Origin of the sequence: Neptuniibacter sp. QD34_54 (assembly GCF_047778055.1) — a bacterium.
Classification (GTDB): domain Bacteria; phylum Pseudomonadota; class Gammaproteobacteria; order Pseudomonadales; family Balneatricaceae; genus Neptuniibacter.
Genome location: NZ_CP180546.1, coordinates 311,214 through 328,167 on the forward strand (window position 1 = coordinate 311,214; position 16,954 = coordinate 328,167).

Sequence of the window (16,954 nt, forward strand, 5' to 3'; positions counted from 1 at the left end):
TATCTGCCTCACTTATTTTGTAATCCGGTAGATGGCAATTTCACCCAGCATGTTAGGCCAGAGATGGATCCACCACCGGTGTTGGTGTTCGTTATCCACAACGGTACGTTCCATGATGTAGATATTGCGTTCAACACACAGCTGCTCAAAATCATTGAACGTACAGAAATGTGTATTGGGTGTGTTATACCAAGTATAGGGTAGGAACTTGGATACTGGCATCTTACCTCTGAACGCCAGATATCCTCGTGCCCGCCAATGCCCAAAATTTGGGAAAGTAACGATGCACTCTTTACCAATTCGAAGCATCTCATCAACGATTTGATCCGGACGCATCATGATTTGGATAGCCTGCGTCATGATGACTGTATCAAAGGTATTGTCTTTGATCGAAGCTAGACCTTCTTCAATATCTTTTTCGATTACGTTGACCCCTTTGCGGACACAATCAGTGATATTGTCTTGGCCGATTTCTAAGCCGTAGCCGGTCGTGTTCTTCTCAGTTTCTAGGTAGTGCAGTAATTCACCATCGCCACAACAAAGGTCAAGCACGCGCTTGCCAGGTTCTACCCAATCTTTGATAAGTTCTAAATCAGCGCGCATTAGCTTTTCTCCTCTGCTTTTAGTGCTGCAGTATCCTGTTCAACTCGCTCCATATAAGCAGAGAAGATGTCTAGGTAACGAGGAATAGGGATTAGGAACGCGTCGTGGCCTTGAGCCGCTTCGATCTCTGCATAGCTTACTTGTTTATCAGCTTCCACTAGCGCATCCACAATCTCGCGTGAGCGCTCTGGTGAAAAGCGCCAGTCTGTAGTGAATGAGATCACCATAAACTTCGCTTTTGCTTGTGCTAGCACTTCTGGAAGGCTTTTTCCGCTATCCACTGTTGGATCGAAGTAATCCAGTGCTTTAGTCATCAACAAGTATGTATTAGCGTCAAATGCTGTCGAGAAGCGCTCGCCCTGATAGCGAAGGTAAGACTCGATTTCAAACTGAGGTGTGAAATCGTAGCTAATCTGCCCAGAACGAAGCTCGCGACCAAACTTGCTGCGCATACCATCGTCCGATAGGTAGGTGATATGACCCAACATGCGTGCCAGCATTAGGCCAACTTTAGGCACTTCGTCTTTTTCGTAATAGTGGCCGTTATGGAACTGAGAATCCTTGCTGATCGCTTGGCGAGCTACTTCGTTAAAGGCGATGTTCTGTGCTGATAACTTAGGTGCCGCTGCGATAACCATACAGTGACGCAGGCGATCAGGATAATTGATCGACCACTGCAATGCCTGCATGCCTCCCAGGCTACCACCAATAACGGCAGCAAATTGCTCAATACGGAAGCGATCAGCCAAACGTGCTTGGCTTTCGACCCAGTCATTGACCGTTACAATTGGGAAATCAGGGCCATAAGGTTTGCCCGTTTCAGGATTGATCTGGTTTGGTCCACTAGAGCCATGGCACCCCCCTAGGTTATTTAGTGCGATCACAAAAAATTTATTGGTATCAATCGCTTTACCTGGGCCTATAGCGCTATCCCACCAGCCTGGTTTTTTATCTTCCATACTGTGATAACCCGCAACGTGGTGGTTACCAGATAGGGCATGACAGATCAAAATCGCATTTGAACGGTCTTTATTTAGCTCACCGTAGGTCTCGATGATAAGGTGGTATTTATCTAAAGTTCGGCCGCATTGAAGCTGTAATGGCTCATTAAATTCAATAATTTCAGGTGTAACAATTCCAACGGAATCTTCAGGAATAACAGCAGGCATTTCTAATCTCGACTCTAAAACAGCAATTTTCAAATTACACAACGAAACGGAGCGCTAGATGCGCTAGAGGAGTCGAGCTTCACATCTCATAGAAGATGAGTACGCGACCAAGAGAAATGAAAGTTGAATCTGTCACCTTAGGTCTCTCAGTAAAATGATCTTACAAGTTAATCAAGTTAACCTATTTTAACGAGTTTTTACGTCACAAGCTCGTATTTGTCCAAGCGATTAATGTAAAAACTCGCTATCAAACAATTAAATAGAGCAGAGCGAACGAAAATGTTCTGCTTTATCAGTTAGTAAACAAATCGGCCTAACTGGGATTGTATGATTGTGATCGCAAGGAAAATAAATATAGGTGACAAATCTAAACCACCTATAGGTGGGATCACCTTCTGCACAAGTTTAAATAGAGGCTGTGTGACTTGTTGAATCAATTGCGGGCCAGGATGATAACTGCCAGGTGCCACCCAGCTGATAATAACTGAGCCTAATACTGCCCAGAAATAGATCTCTAGAATACCATTAACAACACCCACAAGCGCCAGTACCAGAAGGTGAACAATGTTGGGCATGTCCATTCCCGATACCATCACGATCAAAAATAGTGTCGCGAGTTTAACTACTGTTGCATAGAGTAATGCCGACGCATCAAATTTGCCAATGCGAGGTACAGCGCGGCTAATTGCGACTACAGGTACATTTGTCAATTTGGCAATCGCTTGAGATATCGGATTGTAATAGTCGGCATGGGACAACTGTAAAAGGAAACGCAAGATAATAATGAACGCATACATTTCACCTAGCATGCGGATTATCAAAACGATTGGATCCTGTGCCATATCAATTCCTATGTCGTTGATCTGTTAGTAAAACAAGTATAGTTAGGTTCAACTTTCACGCAGTATAGAGTGTAGCTGTGCGATGTTGAACCTTGCTGTTAATCTTTACCTAGTTCTTCGGCAAGTTCTACGGAACGATCATTACATGCTTTCATCGCATCATCAAAAAGCTCAGGAAGTTTGCCATCGATAAAACGCTTGATCGCTTGCTCAGTTGTACCATTAGGAGAGGTCACTCGTCGGCGAAGTTCCGCTGGGTCAAACTCACTCTCTTTCGCCATTTTAGCCGCTCCAAGAGCAGTCTGTAGCGTTAGTTGAGTGGCTGTCTCTTTTGAAAGGCCTAGTTTTTCTCCAGCAGCAATCATGGATTCCATCACAAGGAAGTAATATGCCGGACCTGAGCCTGATACAGCGGTTACGGCATCAAGTTGTGATTCTTCATCTACCCATAATGTAATGCCCGTAGCCTTTAGCACTGTTTCCGATTGTTGGCGTTGTTCTGCGGAAACTTTAGCGTTGGCGTAAAGCCCGCTAGCACCAGTCTTTACCAGTGCAGGTGTGTTTGGCATACAACGAACAATCGCACTGTTTCCGCCTAACCATTTGTCGATGCTAGTAGTCATAATGCCAGCTGCAACTGAAACAATCAGTGGTTGTGAGCTTTGTACGCTATCCGCAATGGATACCGTTACGGTTTTTAAAATCTGTGGTTTAACTGCTAGGACCACAACATCAGCCGCTTGAACTGCTTCGTTGTTATCTGTCGTTGTTTTCAGACCTTGTGCCTTTAAATCGACAAGACGTTCAGCTTCAGGCTCGCTGGCCCAGATTTTTTCTGCTGGGTAGCCATTGCTGATTAGACCGCCAATGATAGCGCGGGCCATGTTGCCAGCACCGATAAACGCGAGAATAGGTTGGTTATTCACAATAGATCCTTACAAAAATTAGGCGGACTTAGGTGCCCGAGGGCCAAAAATGGCAGTGCCAATTCGGACAATAGTGGAGCCTTCTGCAATAGCAGCATCCATATCTCCAGACATGCCCATTGATAGTGTATCTAGTTGAGGGTGCTTTGCTTGTAATTCAAGCTGTAGCGCTTTCATTTTTGCAAATGCAGCTTGTTGTTCCTTTGGATCTTCAGTCGCTTTAGGGATTGCCATAAGACCACGAACACAGATGTTAGGCAGTTTGCTAATCTCCTCAACCAGAGTATGCAGTTCTTCAGGTCGACAGCCCGATTTGCTCTCTTCGTTACTGATATTGAGCTGAATGCAAACATTCAGTGGTTCCAGCTCTGCAGGGCGCTGCTCGGAAAGTCTCTTAGCGATTTTTAAGCGGTCTAAAGTATGCAGCCAATCAAAGTTTTCAGCGACAGAGCGGGTCTTATTGGATTGCAGTGTACCAATAAAATGCCAGCACAGCCTGAGCTCTTTTAACTCGTTAATTTTGTCTAAACTTTCCTGTAGGTAGTTTTCGCCAAAATGCACCTGACCTTCGTTTGCCGCAATACGAATATCGTCTGCAGGACGTGTTTTGCTAACCGCTAACAGGGTGATGTCTGTAGTGTTTCGTCCATTGATAGAGGCAGAAGAAGCTATCTCAGAACGAACCTTCTTCAGATTCTCTGCTATGATTGACATATATTTGTGACCTTAGCAATTGGATTGCAACGGGGATTCTGCTAGAACTACCTTATAACTATATAACGCAGTGCCGGGTTACAGGAACGTTATGGATATTACCGAACTTTTATCATTTACCGTACAACAAGGCGCATCTGACTTGCATATCTCTGCAGGGATGCCCCCTATTATTCGTGTTGACGGTGATGTGCGTCGCATTAAACTGCCTTCATTGGATCATAAGCAGGTCCACACACTCGTATACGACATTATGAACGATAAACAACGTAAAGAGTACGAAGATGTGCTCGAAACGGATTTTTCGTTCGAAGTGCCTGGTTTAGCGCGTTTTCGTGTCAATGCATTTAACCAGAACCGTGGTGCAGGTGCTGTTTTTCGTACGATTCCGAGCAAGGTGTTGACCTTAGATGATCTTGATATGGGTAAGGTTTTTCAGGACTTGTCTGAAAAACCGCGTGGTTTAGTGCTTGTGACCGGGCCAACGGGTTCCGGTAAAAGTACCACCTTGGCGGCAATGATCGATTACATCAATGATACTCGTGCAGATCATATTTTGACGATCGAAGATCCAATCGAATTCGTGCACGAAAGTAAAAAATGCTTAGTAAACCAACGAGAAGTGCATCGAGATACCCATAGCTTCGCTAACGCACTTCGTTCGGCGCTTCGTGAAGACCCAGATATTATCCTTGTAGGTGAGATGCGAGACTTGGAAACTATCCGTCTTGCACTTACGGCTGCTGAAACAGGTCACTTAGTGTTTGGTACCTTGCATACCACCTCAGCAGCCAAAACAATCGACCGTGTGATTGACGTATTCCCAGCGGCTGAGAAAGATATGGTGCGATCCATGCTTTCAGAATCACTGATGGGCGTTATATCGCAAACACTTTTGAAAAAGCCGAAAGGCGGACGTGTTGCAGCTCACGAAATTATGATCGGTACACCAGCTATTCGTAACCTTATTCGTGAGGATAAAGTGGCGCAGATGTATTCTGCGATCCAGACGGGTGCTGCATTTGGTATGAAAACCTTGGATCAATCTCTACAAGAGTTGATGCAGAAAGGACTAATCTCGCGCGAGACAGCGCGTGAACGAGCAGCAAACCCACAACAATTCTAATTGGGCTTAGGAGACAAACGGCGTGGACTTTACGCAGCTACTAAAGGTTATGGTAGATAGGGATGCATCTGACCTTTTTGTTACGGCCGGTGCAAGGCCAACGATTAAAGTTGACGGTACTTTGAAGCCGTTAACAAAAGACACCCTCAAGCCCTCTCAGGCGCGGGCACTTGTTTACAGTACCATGAATGATAAGCAGCTTGCTGAGTTTGAAGGCAGTCATGAGTGTAACTTTGCGATTAGTGCGCCGGGTCTAGGTCGTTTCCGTGTTTCTGCATTCTTTCAGCGTAACTCAGCAGGGATGGTATTAAGGAAGATTAATAACTATATCCCGAGTTTAGAAGAGCTCAATTTGCCACCTATTCTCCGTGATTTGTCGATGACTAAACGAGGGTTGATCCTGTTTGTAGGTGGTACCTCTACAGGTAAATCGACTTCCTTGGCATCGATGATTGATTACCGTAATACTAATCACCGTGGTCATATCATTACCATCGAAGACCCGATTGAATATATCCATGAGCACAAGCAAAGTATTATCACTCAGCGTGAAGTGGGTATCGATACAGACTCGTTTGATGTGGCATTAAAGAATACGCTGCGCCAGGCGCCCGATGTGATTTTGATGGGTGAGATCCGTACTCGAGAAACGATGCAGCACGGTATCGTATTTGCCGAAACGGGCCACTTAACTTTGGCAACATTGCACGCTAACAATGCTAACCAAGCATTGGATCGTGTTATCAGTTTCTTCCCGCCGGAACACCATGATCAGTTGTGGATGGATCTGTCGCTGAACTTGAAAGCGATCATAGCCCAGCAACTTTTGCCGACGAAAGATGGTAAAGGTCGTCGTGCAGCGATAGAGGTATTGATTAATACGCCATTGATTCAGGACCTTATCCGCAAGGGCGAAGTTCATGAGATCAAAGATGTCGTTAAGAAATCGACTAACTTAGGGATGCAGACGTTCGATCAGTCCCTGTTTACTCTCTATAAAGATGGTGTGATTACTTACGATGTAGCGTTGGCTCATGCGGATTCTCCAAACGATCTCCGTCTCATGATTAAGTTGAGTGCTGATACCAACCCAGAGCTAGCAGTTGAAGATGATAATCAATCCTTCCATTTGCAAGATGAAGAGGATTATCTACATAACGAAGGCGATGCTAACGTGAAGGGGATGTAATCCAAGGATTGCTACGCTTTAAAGAAATATTCTGGAAAGAAAAAAGCCGCGACATTATATCGCGGCTTTTTTACGTTTAGGCGTTGTAGACCACTTGTCCTTGGAAAAGTGTATGGGACACTTGGCCTTTTAGAGGGTAGTTCATGAATGGTGTGTTCTTCCCTCGAGAATGGCATGTCTCAGGTGTGAGCTGCCATTCGGCTTCTGGATTGAATATGCAGATGTTTGCTGTGCTTCCAACACTTAGATTGCCCGTAGGTAAGCCTAAGATCTCAGCAGGAGCTGAGGTTAGTTTTTCAATCAGTTGAGGCAGATCTAACATGTTCTGTTCAACTAGTAACAGGCCTAAAGGCAGCAATGTTTCCAAGCCGATCATGCCCGGCTCGGTATCTGCAAATGGAGCCTCTTTTGCTGCACGTTCGTGAGGCTGGTGGTCAGAACAGATTGCCTGGATGCTTCCACCTAACAATCCTTGTATTAAACCTGCGCGGTCTAGTTGACTGCGCAAAGGCGGGATCAGGTGGAAGTCATTGTTGAAACCGTTCACGTTCTCATCGGTCAGTAGTAGGTTCTGGATCGATACATCTGCAGTAACGGGAAGGCCTCTATCGCGCGCTTCAGTAATCATGCGTACTGAGCGTTCACAGGATAGCTGACCGAAGTGCGCGCGCACGCCTGTCTGCTCTACTAATAGTAGGTTTCGAGATACATCTATGGTTTCAGCTGACTCTGGAATGCCGTTCAGACCTAAGCGGGTACACGTGCTGCCTTCATGCATGCAGCCGCCTTTCGCTAAGGCATTATCTTCAGCTTGGAAAATTACGAGTAGATCGTGAGTTGCGGCATATTCTAGGCAGCGAGTTAGGGTTAGGGAATCAGCTACCGGATTGCGTGTATTAGTAAATGCAATACAACCCGCTGCTGAAAGCGCAGCCATAGGTGCAAGTTGCTCGCCCTGTAGGCCTTTAGTTAATGCGCCCATAGGTAAAATTTGCATTTTACCTTCTTCTTCACAACGATCCTGAATCAGTTGTGCAACTGCACGCGTATCAATTACAGGGTTGGTGGAAGGTGGTGTCACTATTGTGGTTACACCGCCTGCTACCGCTGCAGCTGCCTCTGTTTTTATCGAGCCTTTCTGCGCAGGGCCCGGCTCACGAGCATGGGCGCATAGGTCTATTAAGCCGGGGCAAACAATCTGATTTTCAGCATTAATTGTTTGCTCTACCTCGAAGCCTTCAGGGGCAGAATCGTAAGCTGCAATTTCGCCGTTAACTATGTATAGGTCAGCAACTTTGTCAGTTTGGTTTGCCGGGTCAATGATACGACCGCCTTGAATAAGAATGTTCATGGTCGTTACTCTCCTGCTTCCAACATGCTTGGGCGGCTTTTAGCTTGGCCACTCATGGCCATAGACATTACAGCCATACGCACTGCAATGCCGTTTGTTACCTGATCTAAAATAAGGGAACGATCACCATCAGCAACGGATGATGCTATTTCAACGCCGCGGTTAATCGGACCTGGGTGCATAACGACTGCATCAGGTTTTGCTAGCTGCAGTTTGTCCATAGTAAGACCATAGAGCTTGTAGAACTCGCTTTCGCTTGGAAGAAGAGCGCTGTTCATACGTTCTTTCTGAAGGCGCAGCATCATTACAACGTCAACGTCTTTGATGCCTTCTTGCATATTGGTGAATACCTTCACCCCTAAGGCTTCTATATTGCGGGGTAAAAGTGTATTTGGCGCGATTACGCGAATTTCATTTACGCCTAGGATGCGTAGTGCATGAATCTGAGAACGAGCCACTCGGGAATGTAAAATGTCTCCAACAATCGCCACGGTTAATGGTGCAAAATTACCTTTAGCCTGGCGAATGGTTAGCATGTCCAGCATTGCTTGTGTTGGGTGGGCGTGACGACCATCCCCTGCATTGATAACAGCGACATCGGGTGTTACATGTTCAGCGATAAAATGTGCTGCACCACTACTCGAATGGCGGACCACGAACATGTCAGAGTGCATAGCATGCAGTGTCATTAGAGTGTCTTTAAGTGTCTCACCTTTAGAAGTCGAGGATGTGCTGATATTTAGGTTAAGAACATCAGCAGAAAGACGTTTGGCTGCTAGCTCAAATGTTGAAAGAGTACGGGTACTAGCTTCAAAAAATAGGTTTACGACGGTTTTACCTCTTAACAGAGGAACCTTCTTCACCTGTTTAGCGCTCATGTCTACAAAAGAGTCTGCTGTATCTAAAATTTCAGTTAGCAACTCGCGAGATAGCCCTTCTGTGGTAATAAAGTGCTTTAGTTCGCCTTCATCTGTGAGTTGAATCTGATTCGGATCATTTTGTTCAAACATGATAAATACTCAGTCGTCAGAACGATTACGGATTTCCAAAGCCAGTGGCTCAGGGCCTGTAAGTTTTACAGTTTCGTCGGCACTTATTGCTAGTGTGCCGCCAATTATATCTGCCTGTATAGGTAATTCACGCTGTTGCAGGTCAAGCAGTGTTGCAAGAGTTATGGATGCTGGGCGGCCATAGTCAAACAGTTCATTCATGGCAGCACGAATCGTGCGACCACTCATGATGACGTCATCTACAAGAATAACGTGACGCCCTTCTGTTGTGCAGGGTAGCTTGGAAGGTTGAACTTTAGGGTTTAAACCACTTGTGCCAAAGTCATCTCGATGAAAAGAGATATCGAGAACCCCTAAAGGACTGTCTAGATCTAATGCTTGGTGTAGGTGCTCTGCTAACCATACCCCGCCCGTATGAATGCCGACCATCAGTGGATCAGGTTTATCATCTTTAGACAGTAATGCCTGTAACTCCAGCTGCATTTTTTCCAGCAGGGCTTCAGCATTAAGTACGTTTGTTGTCATAAACTTCCTCCAATCGGGTATGGCTAGGAATTCTGATGTCGCAATTAAACCAGCTTTCTAAGATCAGCTGCGCTGCAAGGCCATCGACAGACTCTTTCTTAAAATTATCACTGCCCCCGGCAGCAAAATGAATCTCTTTGGCTTCGGCCGTGGATAAACGTTCGTCCATCAAGAAACAGGGCGTTTTATACCGTTCATGTAATCGGTTGGCAAACTTCCTTGCTCTATGGGCCATATCACTGATAGTGCCGTCAAAGTTAAGCGGTATGCCGACAACCAAAGCGTCAGGTTTCCATTCATTTATTAGTTTGGATATTTCATCCCAATTTGGTTGACCATCTCGGGCAGAAAAAGGAGGAAGTGGTGCGGCAGTACCTGTAATGCTTTGACCGGTTGCCACCCCTATGCGGGAGGTTCCAAAATCGAATGCTACAACTTGATTGATCTGATTACTCATGCCTGTGTCAGAGCCTTATATCCCAAATGGACATGATGCCTGACATATAATGTATCAGGCGTGTCCGGGCAGGGCGGTTAGTAGATCAAGGTTAATGCCCAATATTGATGCGGCTGCCTGTAAGCGATCACCAGCCGGAGTGCTGAAGAGTATATCTGAATTTGCTGGGCAGCTTAACCAAACATTGTCGCTCATCTCTTGCTCAAGCTGACCAGGACTCCAGCCTGCGCAACCGAGTGCAACTAAATAATTGTGTTTAAAACGTCCCTCTGCTGCAGCTTCTATAGCGTCAATTGAGGTGGTGAGATAAATGTCATCCGCTACGCAGTGGCTATTACTCCATTCAAAAGGGTCGGCTGCTTTGTGAAGGACATAGCCTCTGTCGCTTCTGACAGGACCTCCGCTGAAAATAGCTTGCTGTTGATTCGCGATAGAAGAGCAGGGAAGGTTGAGGTGGTCACACAATTCAACCAGGGTGATGCCTACAGGGCGGTTAATCACAATACCCATAGCACCATAATCACTATGGTCACAAATATAGGTAACGGTTTGAGTAAAACTCTGGTCGTTCAGATGAGGCATGGATATAAGAAAATGGTTTCGTAACGAACAGCTCGATGAGGTCATAATTACAGGCCCATTTTTATCTACGTTATTTAAGGATTAGTCCAAATAGGCACGTTTCTCAAATTTCCAAGTACGAATAATCTCTAGGATATCTGTACTTTTTCTCATCTCTACAGGGAAGGGCTGGAAGGGGGCTGCCAGTCTAACAATCTGTATAGCGGCATCATCAAGGATCGGTTTACCAGATGATTCAAGGATCTCAATAGTTTTTACTGAGCCGTCAGGCTTGATAGCGACAAGTAGACGTAAGCGGCCATACATTTTGTTTCTTCGAGCTTCTTCAGGGTAATTAAGATTACCTATATTCTCAATTTTTTTGCGCCAGTTATGCAGGTAGAGAGCGTCTTCACGTTTTTTAGTGGATGCTGAAGTAAGGCGTTTAATTCGAGGCTGTTTGGCTCTCATTTCTCGATGAGCATCAATCTCTGCTTGTAAGCTAGCCATCTCTAAACTTCTCGCAAGAAGGGAGGTGCCGGGAGAGCCTCCGGACGGCACTTTCTGTTGTTGCTTAGCGGTCTTTGTAACAGTTTGCTTCGAACTTTGTGTGGCCGTGATGACTTTTTGTTTCGCTTTTTGTTTGGAGTTATTGTCTGCTTTTGTATTTGCTTGGACGGCTACGGTGCTTGGTTCTGGTTTAGGGGGATTTGGTTCAACCGCTTGTGCAACGGCTGTGGCTTGTTTCGGCTTGTTATCTCTAAATTCAGCTTTTTGAGGTGTAGATGGCAGTAGTTTTTCTTTACTTATGCCGCTGCCTTCTTGATTCGCTTGTGCAATAAAGTCGGCTTGCTTAGGAGTTGTTTCTTGTTGGTATTGAGCTAAGGTGATCTCAATTGTTTTTTGTGGTGGACGCTCGTTATTGAATGTAAACGTGATCCCCAAAATCGCAACCGCATGTAGTGCGGTCGCGAAAAATAACGTAAAACCGAAACGTTCAACCGCGGTCACTGTTTGTGTTACAGCGGTGCTCACTTCGTTAGGTCCTTTGCTCGTAGCATCTCTTTATTGCTTTGCCAGTTTTTGTTCTATTGCATTCATTAGCTGCATTCCGATATCCAGATCGTATTGATTATTCAATTCGCGAATGCAGGTTGGACTAGTCACATTAATTTCTGTTAGGTAGTCGCCAATGACATCTAAGCCGACAAATAATAACCCTTTTTCTTTTAAGGTAGGAGCAATCTGTTCACAGATCCAATAATCTCGTTCAGTCAGTTCGCGTCCTTCTCCTCGGCCGCCTGCGGCCAAATTGCCTCGAGTTTCCCCTTTCGCCGGGATTCGAGCTAGGCCATAAGGCACTGGTTCACCATCCACTAATAAGATGCGTTTATCGCCATCTACGATTTCAGGAATAAATTTTTGAGCCATGATGGTTTGTTGGCCGTGATTTGTAAGTGTCTCAATAATCACGCCTAGATTCAGGCCATCTTCTTTGATACGGAATATTTGTGAACCGCCCATACCATCGAGTGGTTTGAAGATGACGTCACCATGTTCTTTGTGGAATTCGCGCAGCATAGATTCATGCTTGCTAACCAATACCGGGGGGCAGCATTGTGGAAAATGAGTCGCGAACAGCTTCTCATTAAAATCGCGAAGGCTTTGGGGCTTGTTAACAATTAAAGAGCCTTCTTTTTCAGCTTGCTCTAATAGATAGGTTGTGTAGATAAATTCGTTATCGAATGGTGGATCTTTACGCATCAAAATCACGTTAAGATCGGACAGGTCATGGGTCTCGTATTCGCCGCGTTCAAACCATTTTTGCTCGTTCATCATTATTTTAATAGGAGCCATCTTAGCTTGAGCTTTACCGTCTAGTGAGAATAGATGCTGCTGTTCCATATACCAAAGCTCCCAGCCTTTCTGCTGGGCCGCCCATAGCATGGCGAGTGAACTGTCTTTTTTGAATGTGATGTTATCGATAGGGTCCATCACAATGCCGAGCTTAATTGTCATTTTTTGATCCTTAATCTTTACCATTTAAGCGCACAGGGCATAATTTGCGCTTAAGCTAGGTCGCCCCATAGATAATTGAGTAATGTTAATGCGGCTACGGGAGCTGTTTCTGTGCGCATAACGCGTGGTCCAAGTGTCAGGGGTTTGAACCCATATCGAGTAGCAAGTTCAACTTCTTCGCCGGTAAGGCCGCCTTCTGGGCCAATCAGTAATGCAACAGAGCCTGGAGCAGACATCTTTTGCAAGGGCTGTTCACTGTGATGATGTAGCACAAGTTTAAGCTCAGCATCTTGGGTGGCGAGCCATTTTTCCAAATCGGTTGGATATGCTATTTCAGGGGGTATAGTCCGACCTGATTGTTCACAAGCACTAATAGCAATTTGATGCCAATGCTTTACACGTTTTTCTTGGCGATCTTTGGGTAGCTTTACTTCACAGCGTTCAGAAAAAAGAGGGGTGATCGATTTTACGCCCATTTCGGTACTTTTCTGTACGGCATAATCCATTCGCTCTCCGCGCGAAAGGGTTTGGCCTATGCTTATTGGCAAAGGGCTTTCGGTAGAAGAGGGTGTACTTTCAATAATTCGCGCGGTAACGCTACGCTTTTCAATGCTGATGAGTTTGGCTTGATGTTCAGAGCCGTCGCCGTTGAAAAGAATGATCTGATCATCAGGTCGCATTCGAAGGGAGCGACTGACATGTTGGACAACAGAATCGCTTAAAGATATATCCGCACCGGTTTGTAGGGGCTGAGATTCGAAAAAACGGGGTATTCTCATAATAAAATTTAGTCGCCTTCAATGATTAGGTCTTCATCGATCAGTGCCTCATAGTCTGCCACGGCGAGAGGGCGGCTCAATAAATAGCCTTGGACTACATCGCATTGCTCTTCACGGAGAATAGATAGTTGACGTTCAGTTTCTACACCTTCTGCTACAACGTGAAGCTGTAAGCCTTGGGCCATGAGAATGATTGCCTGCACTATTTTTAGATCCTGAGGATTAGTATCGATGTCATCGATAAAAGATTTATCAATTTTAATATGATCGACTGGAAGGTTTTTGATACGGCTAAGCGAAGAGTAGCCCGTACCGAAATCATCTATAGAAATGCTGACACCGAGATCACGTACGCGTTTTAATTTCTCCTGAATACGGCCTAGATCTTCGATCAATACACCCTCGGTAAGTTCAAGCTCTATATGTTCAAGCGATACATTGTATCGAGAAAAAATGCTTTGTAGCTTTTGCTCGAAATCGTTTCGTAGAAAACTGATGCCAGATAGGTTGATAGCAACGCGAGGAAAGGCAATGTCTTTGTCTAACCAAATACGGCATTGCTTGGCTACGGCATTTAGCACCCAGTGATCAAGGCGTGAAATCAAGCCGCTTTGCTCCGCCAGAGGAACAAAAACTGCTGGTGAAATAGGGCCTAGTTTGGGATGTGTCCAGCGTAATAAGGTTTCAGCTGACAGCGGCGCATTACTTTCTAGATCGAACAACGGCTGGAATACCAAATAAAATTGGTCTTGGTCCATTGCGGTTGATAGATCTTGCCACAGAGCGATTTTTTGTTCCGTTGTTTGTCCTTTAATCTGGCTGAAGTAGAGCCAGCCTTGCTCTCGTTTGCGGGCAGTTTTAGCGGCGATTTCTGAACGGCCTATCAATTCAAACTGTTGATCTCCATCTTCTGGGTAAGAGGCTATGCCTATACGCGCCCCAATTTGAATTTGTAGATTATCCAATTGGATAGGTTGTTCAATGGTATTGAGAATAGAATCGGCTATATCTGCAAGGTTGATGTGTGCTGGTTTGTTTATGAGCATTAGTCCAAAGCAGCCTTCGCCGATTCGCGCTAATCGATGGTTGATAGAGAGTATTTGCCTTAAGCGATTAGCTGTCTCAATCAGGATTTGGTCACGCTGCTCGTCGCCTAATTCTATGGTTAAGTTTCTTAGGAGATCCAAGCGGATAAACAGAAATGAAACCTGTTCTTGGCTTTCGAAATTGCGAATTATCTCTCGTTCAAGCGCTTCGCCAATCGCTCGTCGATTATATAGGCGAGTGACAGGGTCAAAATTCTCGAGGAACTGAACATGTTCCTGCATATAACGTAAACGCTTATTTTCAATCAAATGATCACGAAACTCTTCTAGAGATTGCGCCATTTGGCCTATTTCATCTTTATGATGAGTAAAGCGTATCTCTTGATCTATATCTCCTGCAGATAGGCGTTTCATCTGACCAGACAGAATAATGATGGGTTGAACAATATTGCGTGATATCAGTACCGCAGTCGCAAATGCAGCAAGTAAAACGGCTAAGGTTATCGTGATGTAACTTAGCGCGCGATTAATGTAGACGGGAATTAGATCATCGAGGTACACCCCAGTACCAATAATAAGATCACTGTCAGGTATTAGCTGCGCGTAAGTAAGCTTTTCGAGGGAGGGGCCTCCGTCAGGTTTCGGTAGGTAGAGTTTCCAGAATTGAGATTTTTCGGGATTCTCCAAAATTTTCTTAAAGCTGGCTGCAATGGCTTCGCCATTTTTTATGTTGGGTACTTCATTGATTAATAGTCCTTCAAGCTCAGGGCGCTTGGGATGAAGATAAACTCGCACTTCGTCGGTCATTAAAAAGATATAGCTGCTATCTGAATAGTTTGTGCCATAGATGAGCGAGCGAAGTCGTTTTAAATATTCATTTTCAGAAATCTGTTGGGATTCTTTTAACGCGCGCAGATGAAGAACCTGACTGGCAGATGCTTGAACAACACTGCGAATTTGATCTTTCTTTCCGGCCAAGGTGTCTTGGTATGAAAAGTAAAAGGCAAGACTGGAAGTCATCAATATACCCAATGCGAGTATGATGACGAGTCCGATCAGTTTTTGCCGGATGCTATAATTACTAAGTTGCATTAGTTCCAAGAAAGATCGCGAAGTAAGTTTCTCATTATTGTCATATAACTTACTGTAGGCAATAAAAAAGCGCCATAAGGCGCTTTTTTTGGATAAAAATCACTAAATTAAGATAGGCCTGCAGCTTCGCGTAATGCGTCTGCTTTATCAGTGCGCTCCCATGTGAATGCAGTAAAGGTTTCACCTTTGTACTCCATTTCGAACGGGTTACGTCCAAAGTGGCCGTATGCAGCAGTTGGTTGATACATTGGGTGAAGTAGATCAAGCATCGTGGTGATCGCGTAAGGGCGTAGGTCAAAGTGCTCACGCACCAACTGGATGATCTTATCGTCGGAGATCTTGCCAGTACCGAATGTATTAATAGATACAGACGTTGGTTCTGCTACACCAATTGCGTAAGAAACCTGAATTTCACAACGGTCAGCTAGGCCAGCAGCAACAATGTTCTTCGCGACATAACGGCCAGCGTAAGCAGCAGAGCGGTCTACCTTTGATGGGTCTTTTCCAGAGAATGCGCCGCCACCATGACGAGCCATGCCGCCATAAGTATCGACAATGATTTTACGGCCTGTTAGGCCGCAGTCACCTACAGGGCCGCCAATTACGAAATTGCCTGTTGGGTTGATGTGGAATTGAGTCTCTTTGGTGATCCATTCAGCAGGGATAACGTGCTTAACGATAAGCTCCATTACTGCTTCACGAAGATCTGCTTGAGATACTTCAGGGTTATGCTGAGTCGATAGCACAAGTGCGTCAACGCCTACCGGCTTTCCGTTCTCATAGCGGAATGTAAGTTGGGATTTCGCATCTGGACGCAACCATGGCAATAGGCCTGATTTTCGCACTTCAGCTTGACGCTCAACTAAACGGTGAGAATAAGTAATTGGTGCAGGCATTAAAACATCAGTTTCGTTTGATGCATAACCAAACATTAGGCCTTGGTCACCAGCGCCTTGGTCTTCAGGTTTGGCACGGTCTACACCTTGGTTGATGTCAGGAGATTGCTTGCCGATGATGTTGATGACACCACAAGTGTCGCCATCGTAACCCACGTCTGAAGACGTATAGCCAATATCATTAATAACTTTACGAACTAAATCTTCCAAATCTACCCAAGCAGACGTCGTGATTTCGCCAGAAACGACGGCTACACCAGTTTTTACCAGTGTTTCGCAGGCAACGCGAGCATGCTTATCTTCAGCAATGATAGCATCCAGTACAGCATCGGAGATCTGGTCAGCAATTTTGTCCGGGTGACCTTCGGAAACGGATTCTGATGTAAATAAGCTATATTCGCTCATTGTGAAAATTACCTTTACAAAATAGGGCTTCGATGGAATTCATTTGATGCTAAAAAGACACAAAGTGTAGAAAAAAGTTTAGCAGTTGGAAGACCATGTGGATTTTTAAAGTGCGTATTCTACTCGCGACTTTAGTGAAATGCATATTTTTACAGTGCGTTCAGCATGAGAAATTTAAATTTTTGGATGAAAAACGCTCATTTTCACCCTGAAAGTGCAATTCTTATTTGAAGCTTTCCTCTAT

Annotated in this window: 17 protein-coding genes; 2 read left to right on the plus strand and 15 right to left on the minus strand. The window is 45.0% G+C overall.

What is annotated here, in order from left to right; genetic code table 11:
• Positions 1-12: 12 nt before the first annotated feature.
• The 5 genes from metW to ACMXYP_RS01360 form a co-directional block, all read right to left on the minus strand.
• Entirely contained in the window at positions 13-603 is a 591-nt protein-coding gene (metW, locus tag ACMXYP_RS01340; RefSeq protein WP_415883217.1) for a methionine biosynthesis protein MetW, read from the minus strand.
• Complete coding sequence (metX, locus tag ACMXYP_RS01345; RefSeq protein ID WP_415883218.1) at positions 603-1,772, minus strand: homoserine O-succinyltransferase MetX; 1,170 nt, start codon at positions 1,770-1,772, stop codon at positions 603-605. Before metX ends, metW begins: the two co-directional genes overlap by 1 nt.
• Before the next feature lie 296 nt (positions 1,773-2,068).
• Positions 2,069-2,614: a YggT family protein gene (locus ACMXYP_RS01350; RefSeq protein ID WP_415883219.1), complete on the minus strand. Its 546-nt coding sequence runs from the start codon at positions 2,612-2,614 to the stop codon at positions 2,069-2,071.
• A 98-nt stretch (positions 2,615-2,712) separates the two neighbouring features.
• Complete coding sequence (gene proC, locus ACMXYP_RS01355; RefSeq protein ID WP_415883220.1) at positions 2,713-3,540, minus strand: pyrroline-5-carboxylate reductase; 828 nt, start codon at positions 3,538-3,540, stop codon at positions 2,713-2,715.
• 18 nt (positions 3,541-3,558) lie between these two features.
• Positions 3,559-4,254: a YggS family pyridoxal phosphate-dependent enzyme gene (locus ACMXYP_RS01360; protein ID WP_415883221.1), complete on the minus strand. Its 696-nt coding sequence runs from the start codon at positions 4,252-4,254 to the stop codon at positions 3,559-3,561.
• 91 nt (positions 4,255-4,345) lie between these two features.
• Here ACMXYP_RS01360 and ACMXYP_RS01365 point away from each other — a divergent pair, with 91 nt between their 5' ends.
• Positions 4,346-5,380, plus strand: a complete 1,035-nt coding sequence (locus tag ACMXYP_RS01365; protein WP_415883222.1) for a type IV pilus twitching motility protein PilT — start codon at positions 4,346-4,348, stop codon at positions 5,378-5,380.
• A gap of 22 nt (positions 5,381-5,402) precedes the next feature.
• Positions 5,403-6,569 (plus strand): PilT/PilU family type 4a pilus ATPase, encoded by a 1,167-nt coding sequence (locus ACMXYP_RS01370; protein ID WP_415883223.1) that lies wholly within the window; start codon positions 5,403-5,405, stop codon positions 6,567-6,569.
• Positions 6,570-6,645: 76 nt separating this feature from the next.
• Here the strand turns inward: ACMXYP_RS01370 and ACMXYP_RS01375 are convergent, their stop codons facing one another.
• From ACMXYP_RS01375 to metK, 10 genes are all read right to left on the minus strand, one after another.
• Positions 6,646-7,920, minus strand: coding sequence for a dihydroorotase (locus tag ACMXYP_RS01375; RefSeq protein WP_415883224.1), 1,275 nt, complete (start codon positions 7,918-7,920; stop codon positions 6,646-6,648).
• Positions 7,921-7,925: 5 nt separating this feature from the next.
• Positions 7,926-8,930 carry an aspartate carbamoyltransferase catalytic subunit gene (locus tag ACMXYP_RS01380; RefSeq protein ID WP_415883225.1) on the minus strand — a complete coding sequence of 335 codons (1,005 nt, stop codon included), beginning with the start codon at positions 8,928-8,930 and terminating at the stop codon, positions 7,926-7,928.
• 9 nt (positions 8,931-8,939) lie between these two features.
• Positions 8,940-9,455 (minus strand): bifunctional pyr operon transcriptional regulator/uracil phosphoribosyltransferase PyrR, encoded by a 516-nt coding sequence (gene pyrR / locus ACMXYP_RS01385; protein ID WP_415883226.1) that lies wholly within the window; start codon positions 9,453-9,455, stop codon positions 8,940-8,942.
• Complete coding sequence (gene ruvX, locus ACMXYP_RS01390) at positions 9,436-9,912, minus strand: Holliday junction resolvase RuvX (RefSeq protein WP_415883227.1); 477 nt, start codon at positions 9,910-9,912, stop codon at positions 9,436-9,438. The genes pyrR and ruvX overlap by 20 nt, the downstream gene beginning before the upstream one ends.
• Before the next feature lie 54 nt (positions 9,913-9,966).
• Positions 9,967-10,539 (minus strand): YqgE/AlgH family protein, encoded by a 573-nt coding sequence (locus ACMXYP_RS01395; protein WP_415883228.1) that lies wholly within the window; start codon positions 10,537-10,539, stop codon positions 9,967-9,969.
• A gap of 36 nt (positions 10,540-10,575) precedes the next feature.
• A complete protein-coding gene (locus ACMXYP_RS01400) occupies positions 10,576-11,508 on the minus strand; it encodes a TonB family protein (protein WP_415883229.1) in 933 nt (310 codons plus the stop codon).
• Between the two features lie 30 nt (positions 11,509-11,538).
• Positions 11,539-12,492, minus strand: a complete 954-nt coding sequence (gene gshB, locus ACMXYP_RS01405; protein WP_415883230.1) for a glutathione synthase — start codon at positions 12,490-12,492, stop codon at positions 11,539-11,541.
• A 50-nt stretch (positions 12,493-12,542) separates the two neighbouring features.
• Positions 12,543-13,271, minus strand: coding sequence for a 16S rRNA (uracil(1498)-N(3))-methyltransferase (locus tag ACMXYP_RS01410; RefSeq protein WP_415883231.1), 729 nt, complete (start codon positions 13,269-13,271; stop codon positions 12,543-12,545).
• Between the two features lie 8 nt (positions 13,272-13,279).
• A complete protein-coding gene (locus ACMXYP_RS01415; protein WP_415883232.1) occupies positions 13,280-15,337 on the minus strand; it encodes an EAL domain-containing protein in 2,058 nt (685 codons plus the stop codon).
• Positions 15,338-15,516: 179 nt separating this feature from the next.
• Entirely contained in the window at positions 15,517-16,710 is a 1,194-nt protein-coding gene (gene metK / locus ACMXYP_RS01420; RefSeq protein ID WP_415883233.1) for a methionine adenosyltransferase, read from the minus strand.
• Between the last annotated feature and the right edge of the window lie 244 nt (positions 16,711-16,954).

Coding starts and splice junctions, on each gene's coding strand:
- metW (WP_415883217.1), bottom strand. CDS start 603: ATGCGCGCTGATTTAGAACTTATCAAAGATTGGGTAGAACCTGGCAAG.
- metX (WP_415883218.1), bottom strand. CDS start 1,772: ATGCCTGCTGTTATTCCTGAAGATTCCGTTGGAATTGTTACACCTGAA.
- ACMXYP_RS01350 (WP_415883219.1), bottom strand. CDS start 2,614: ATGGCACAGGATCCAATCGTTTTGATAATCCGCATGCTAGGTGAAATG.
- ACMXYP_RS01360 (WP_415883221.1), bottom strand. CDS start 4,254: ATGTCAATCATAGCAGAGAATCTGAAGAAGGTTCGTTCTGAGATAGCT.
- ACMXYP_RS01365 (WP_415883222.1), top strand. CDS start 4,346: ATGGATATTACCGAACTTTTATCATTTACCGTACAACAAGGCGCATCT.
- ACMXYP_RS01375 (WP_415883224.1), bottom strand. CDS start 7,920: ATGAACATTCTTATTCAAGGCGGTCGTATCATTGACCCGGCAAACCAA.
- ACMXYP_RS01380 (WP_415883225.1), bottom strand. CDS start 8,930: ATGTTTGAACAAAATGATCCGAATCAGATTCAACTCACAGATGAAGGC.
- pyrR (WP_415883226.1), bottom strand. CDS start 9,455: ATGACAACAAACGTACTTAATGCTGAAGCCCTGCTGGAAAAAATGCAG.
- ruvX (WP_415883227.1), bottom strand. CDS start 9,912: ATGAGTAATCAGATCAATCAAGTTGTAGCATTCGATTTTGGAACCTCC.
- ACMXYP_RS01395 (WP_415883228.1), bottom strand. CDS start 10,539: ATGACCTCATCGAGCTGTTCGTTACGAAACCATTTTCTTATATCCATG.
- gshB (WP_415883230.1), bottom strand. CDS start 12,492: ATGACAATTAAGCTCGGCATTGTGATGGACCCTATCGATAACATCACA.
- ACMXYP_RS01410 (WP_415883231.1), bottom strand. CDS start 13,271: ATGAGAATACCCCGTTTTTTCGAATCTCAGCCCCTACAAACCGGTGCG.
- ACMXYP_RS01415 (WP_415883232.1), bottom strand. CDS start 15,337: ATGACTTCCAGTCTTGCCTTTTACTTTTCATACCAAGACACCTTGGCC.
- metK (WP_415883233.1), bottom strand. CDS start 16,710: ATGAGCGAATATAGCTTATTTACATCAGAATCCGTTTCCGAAGGTCAC.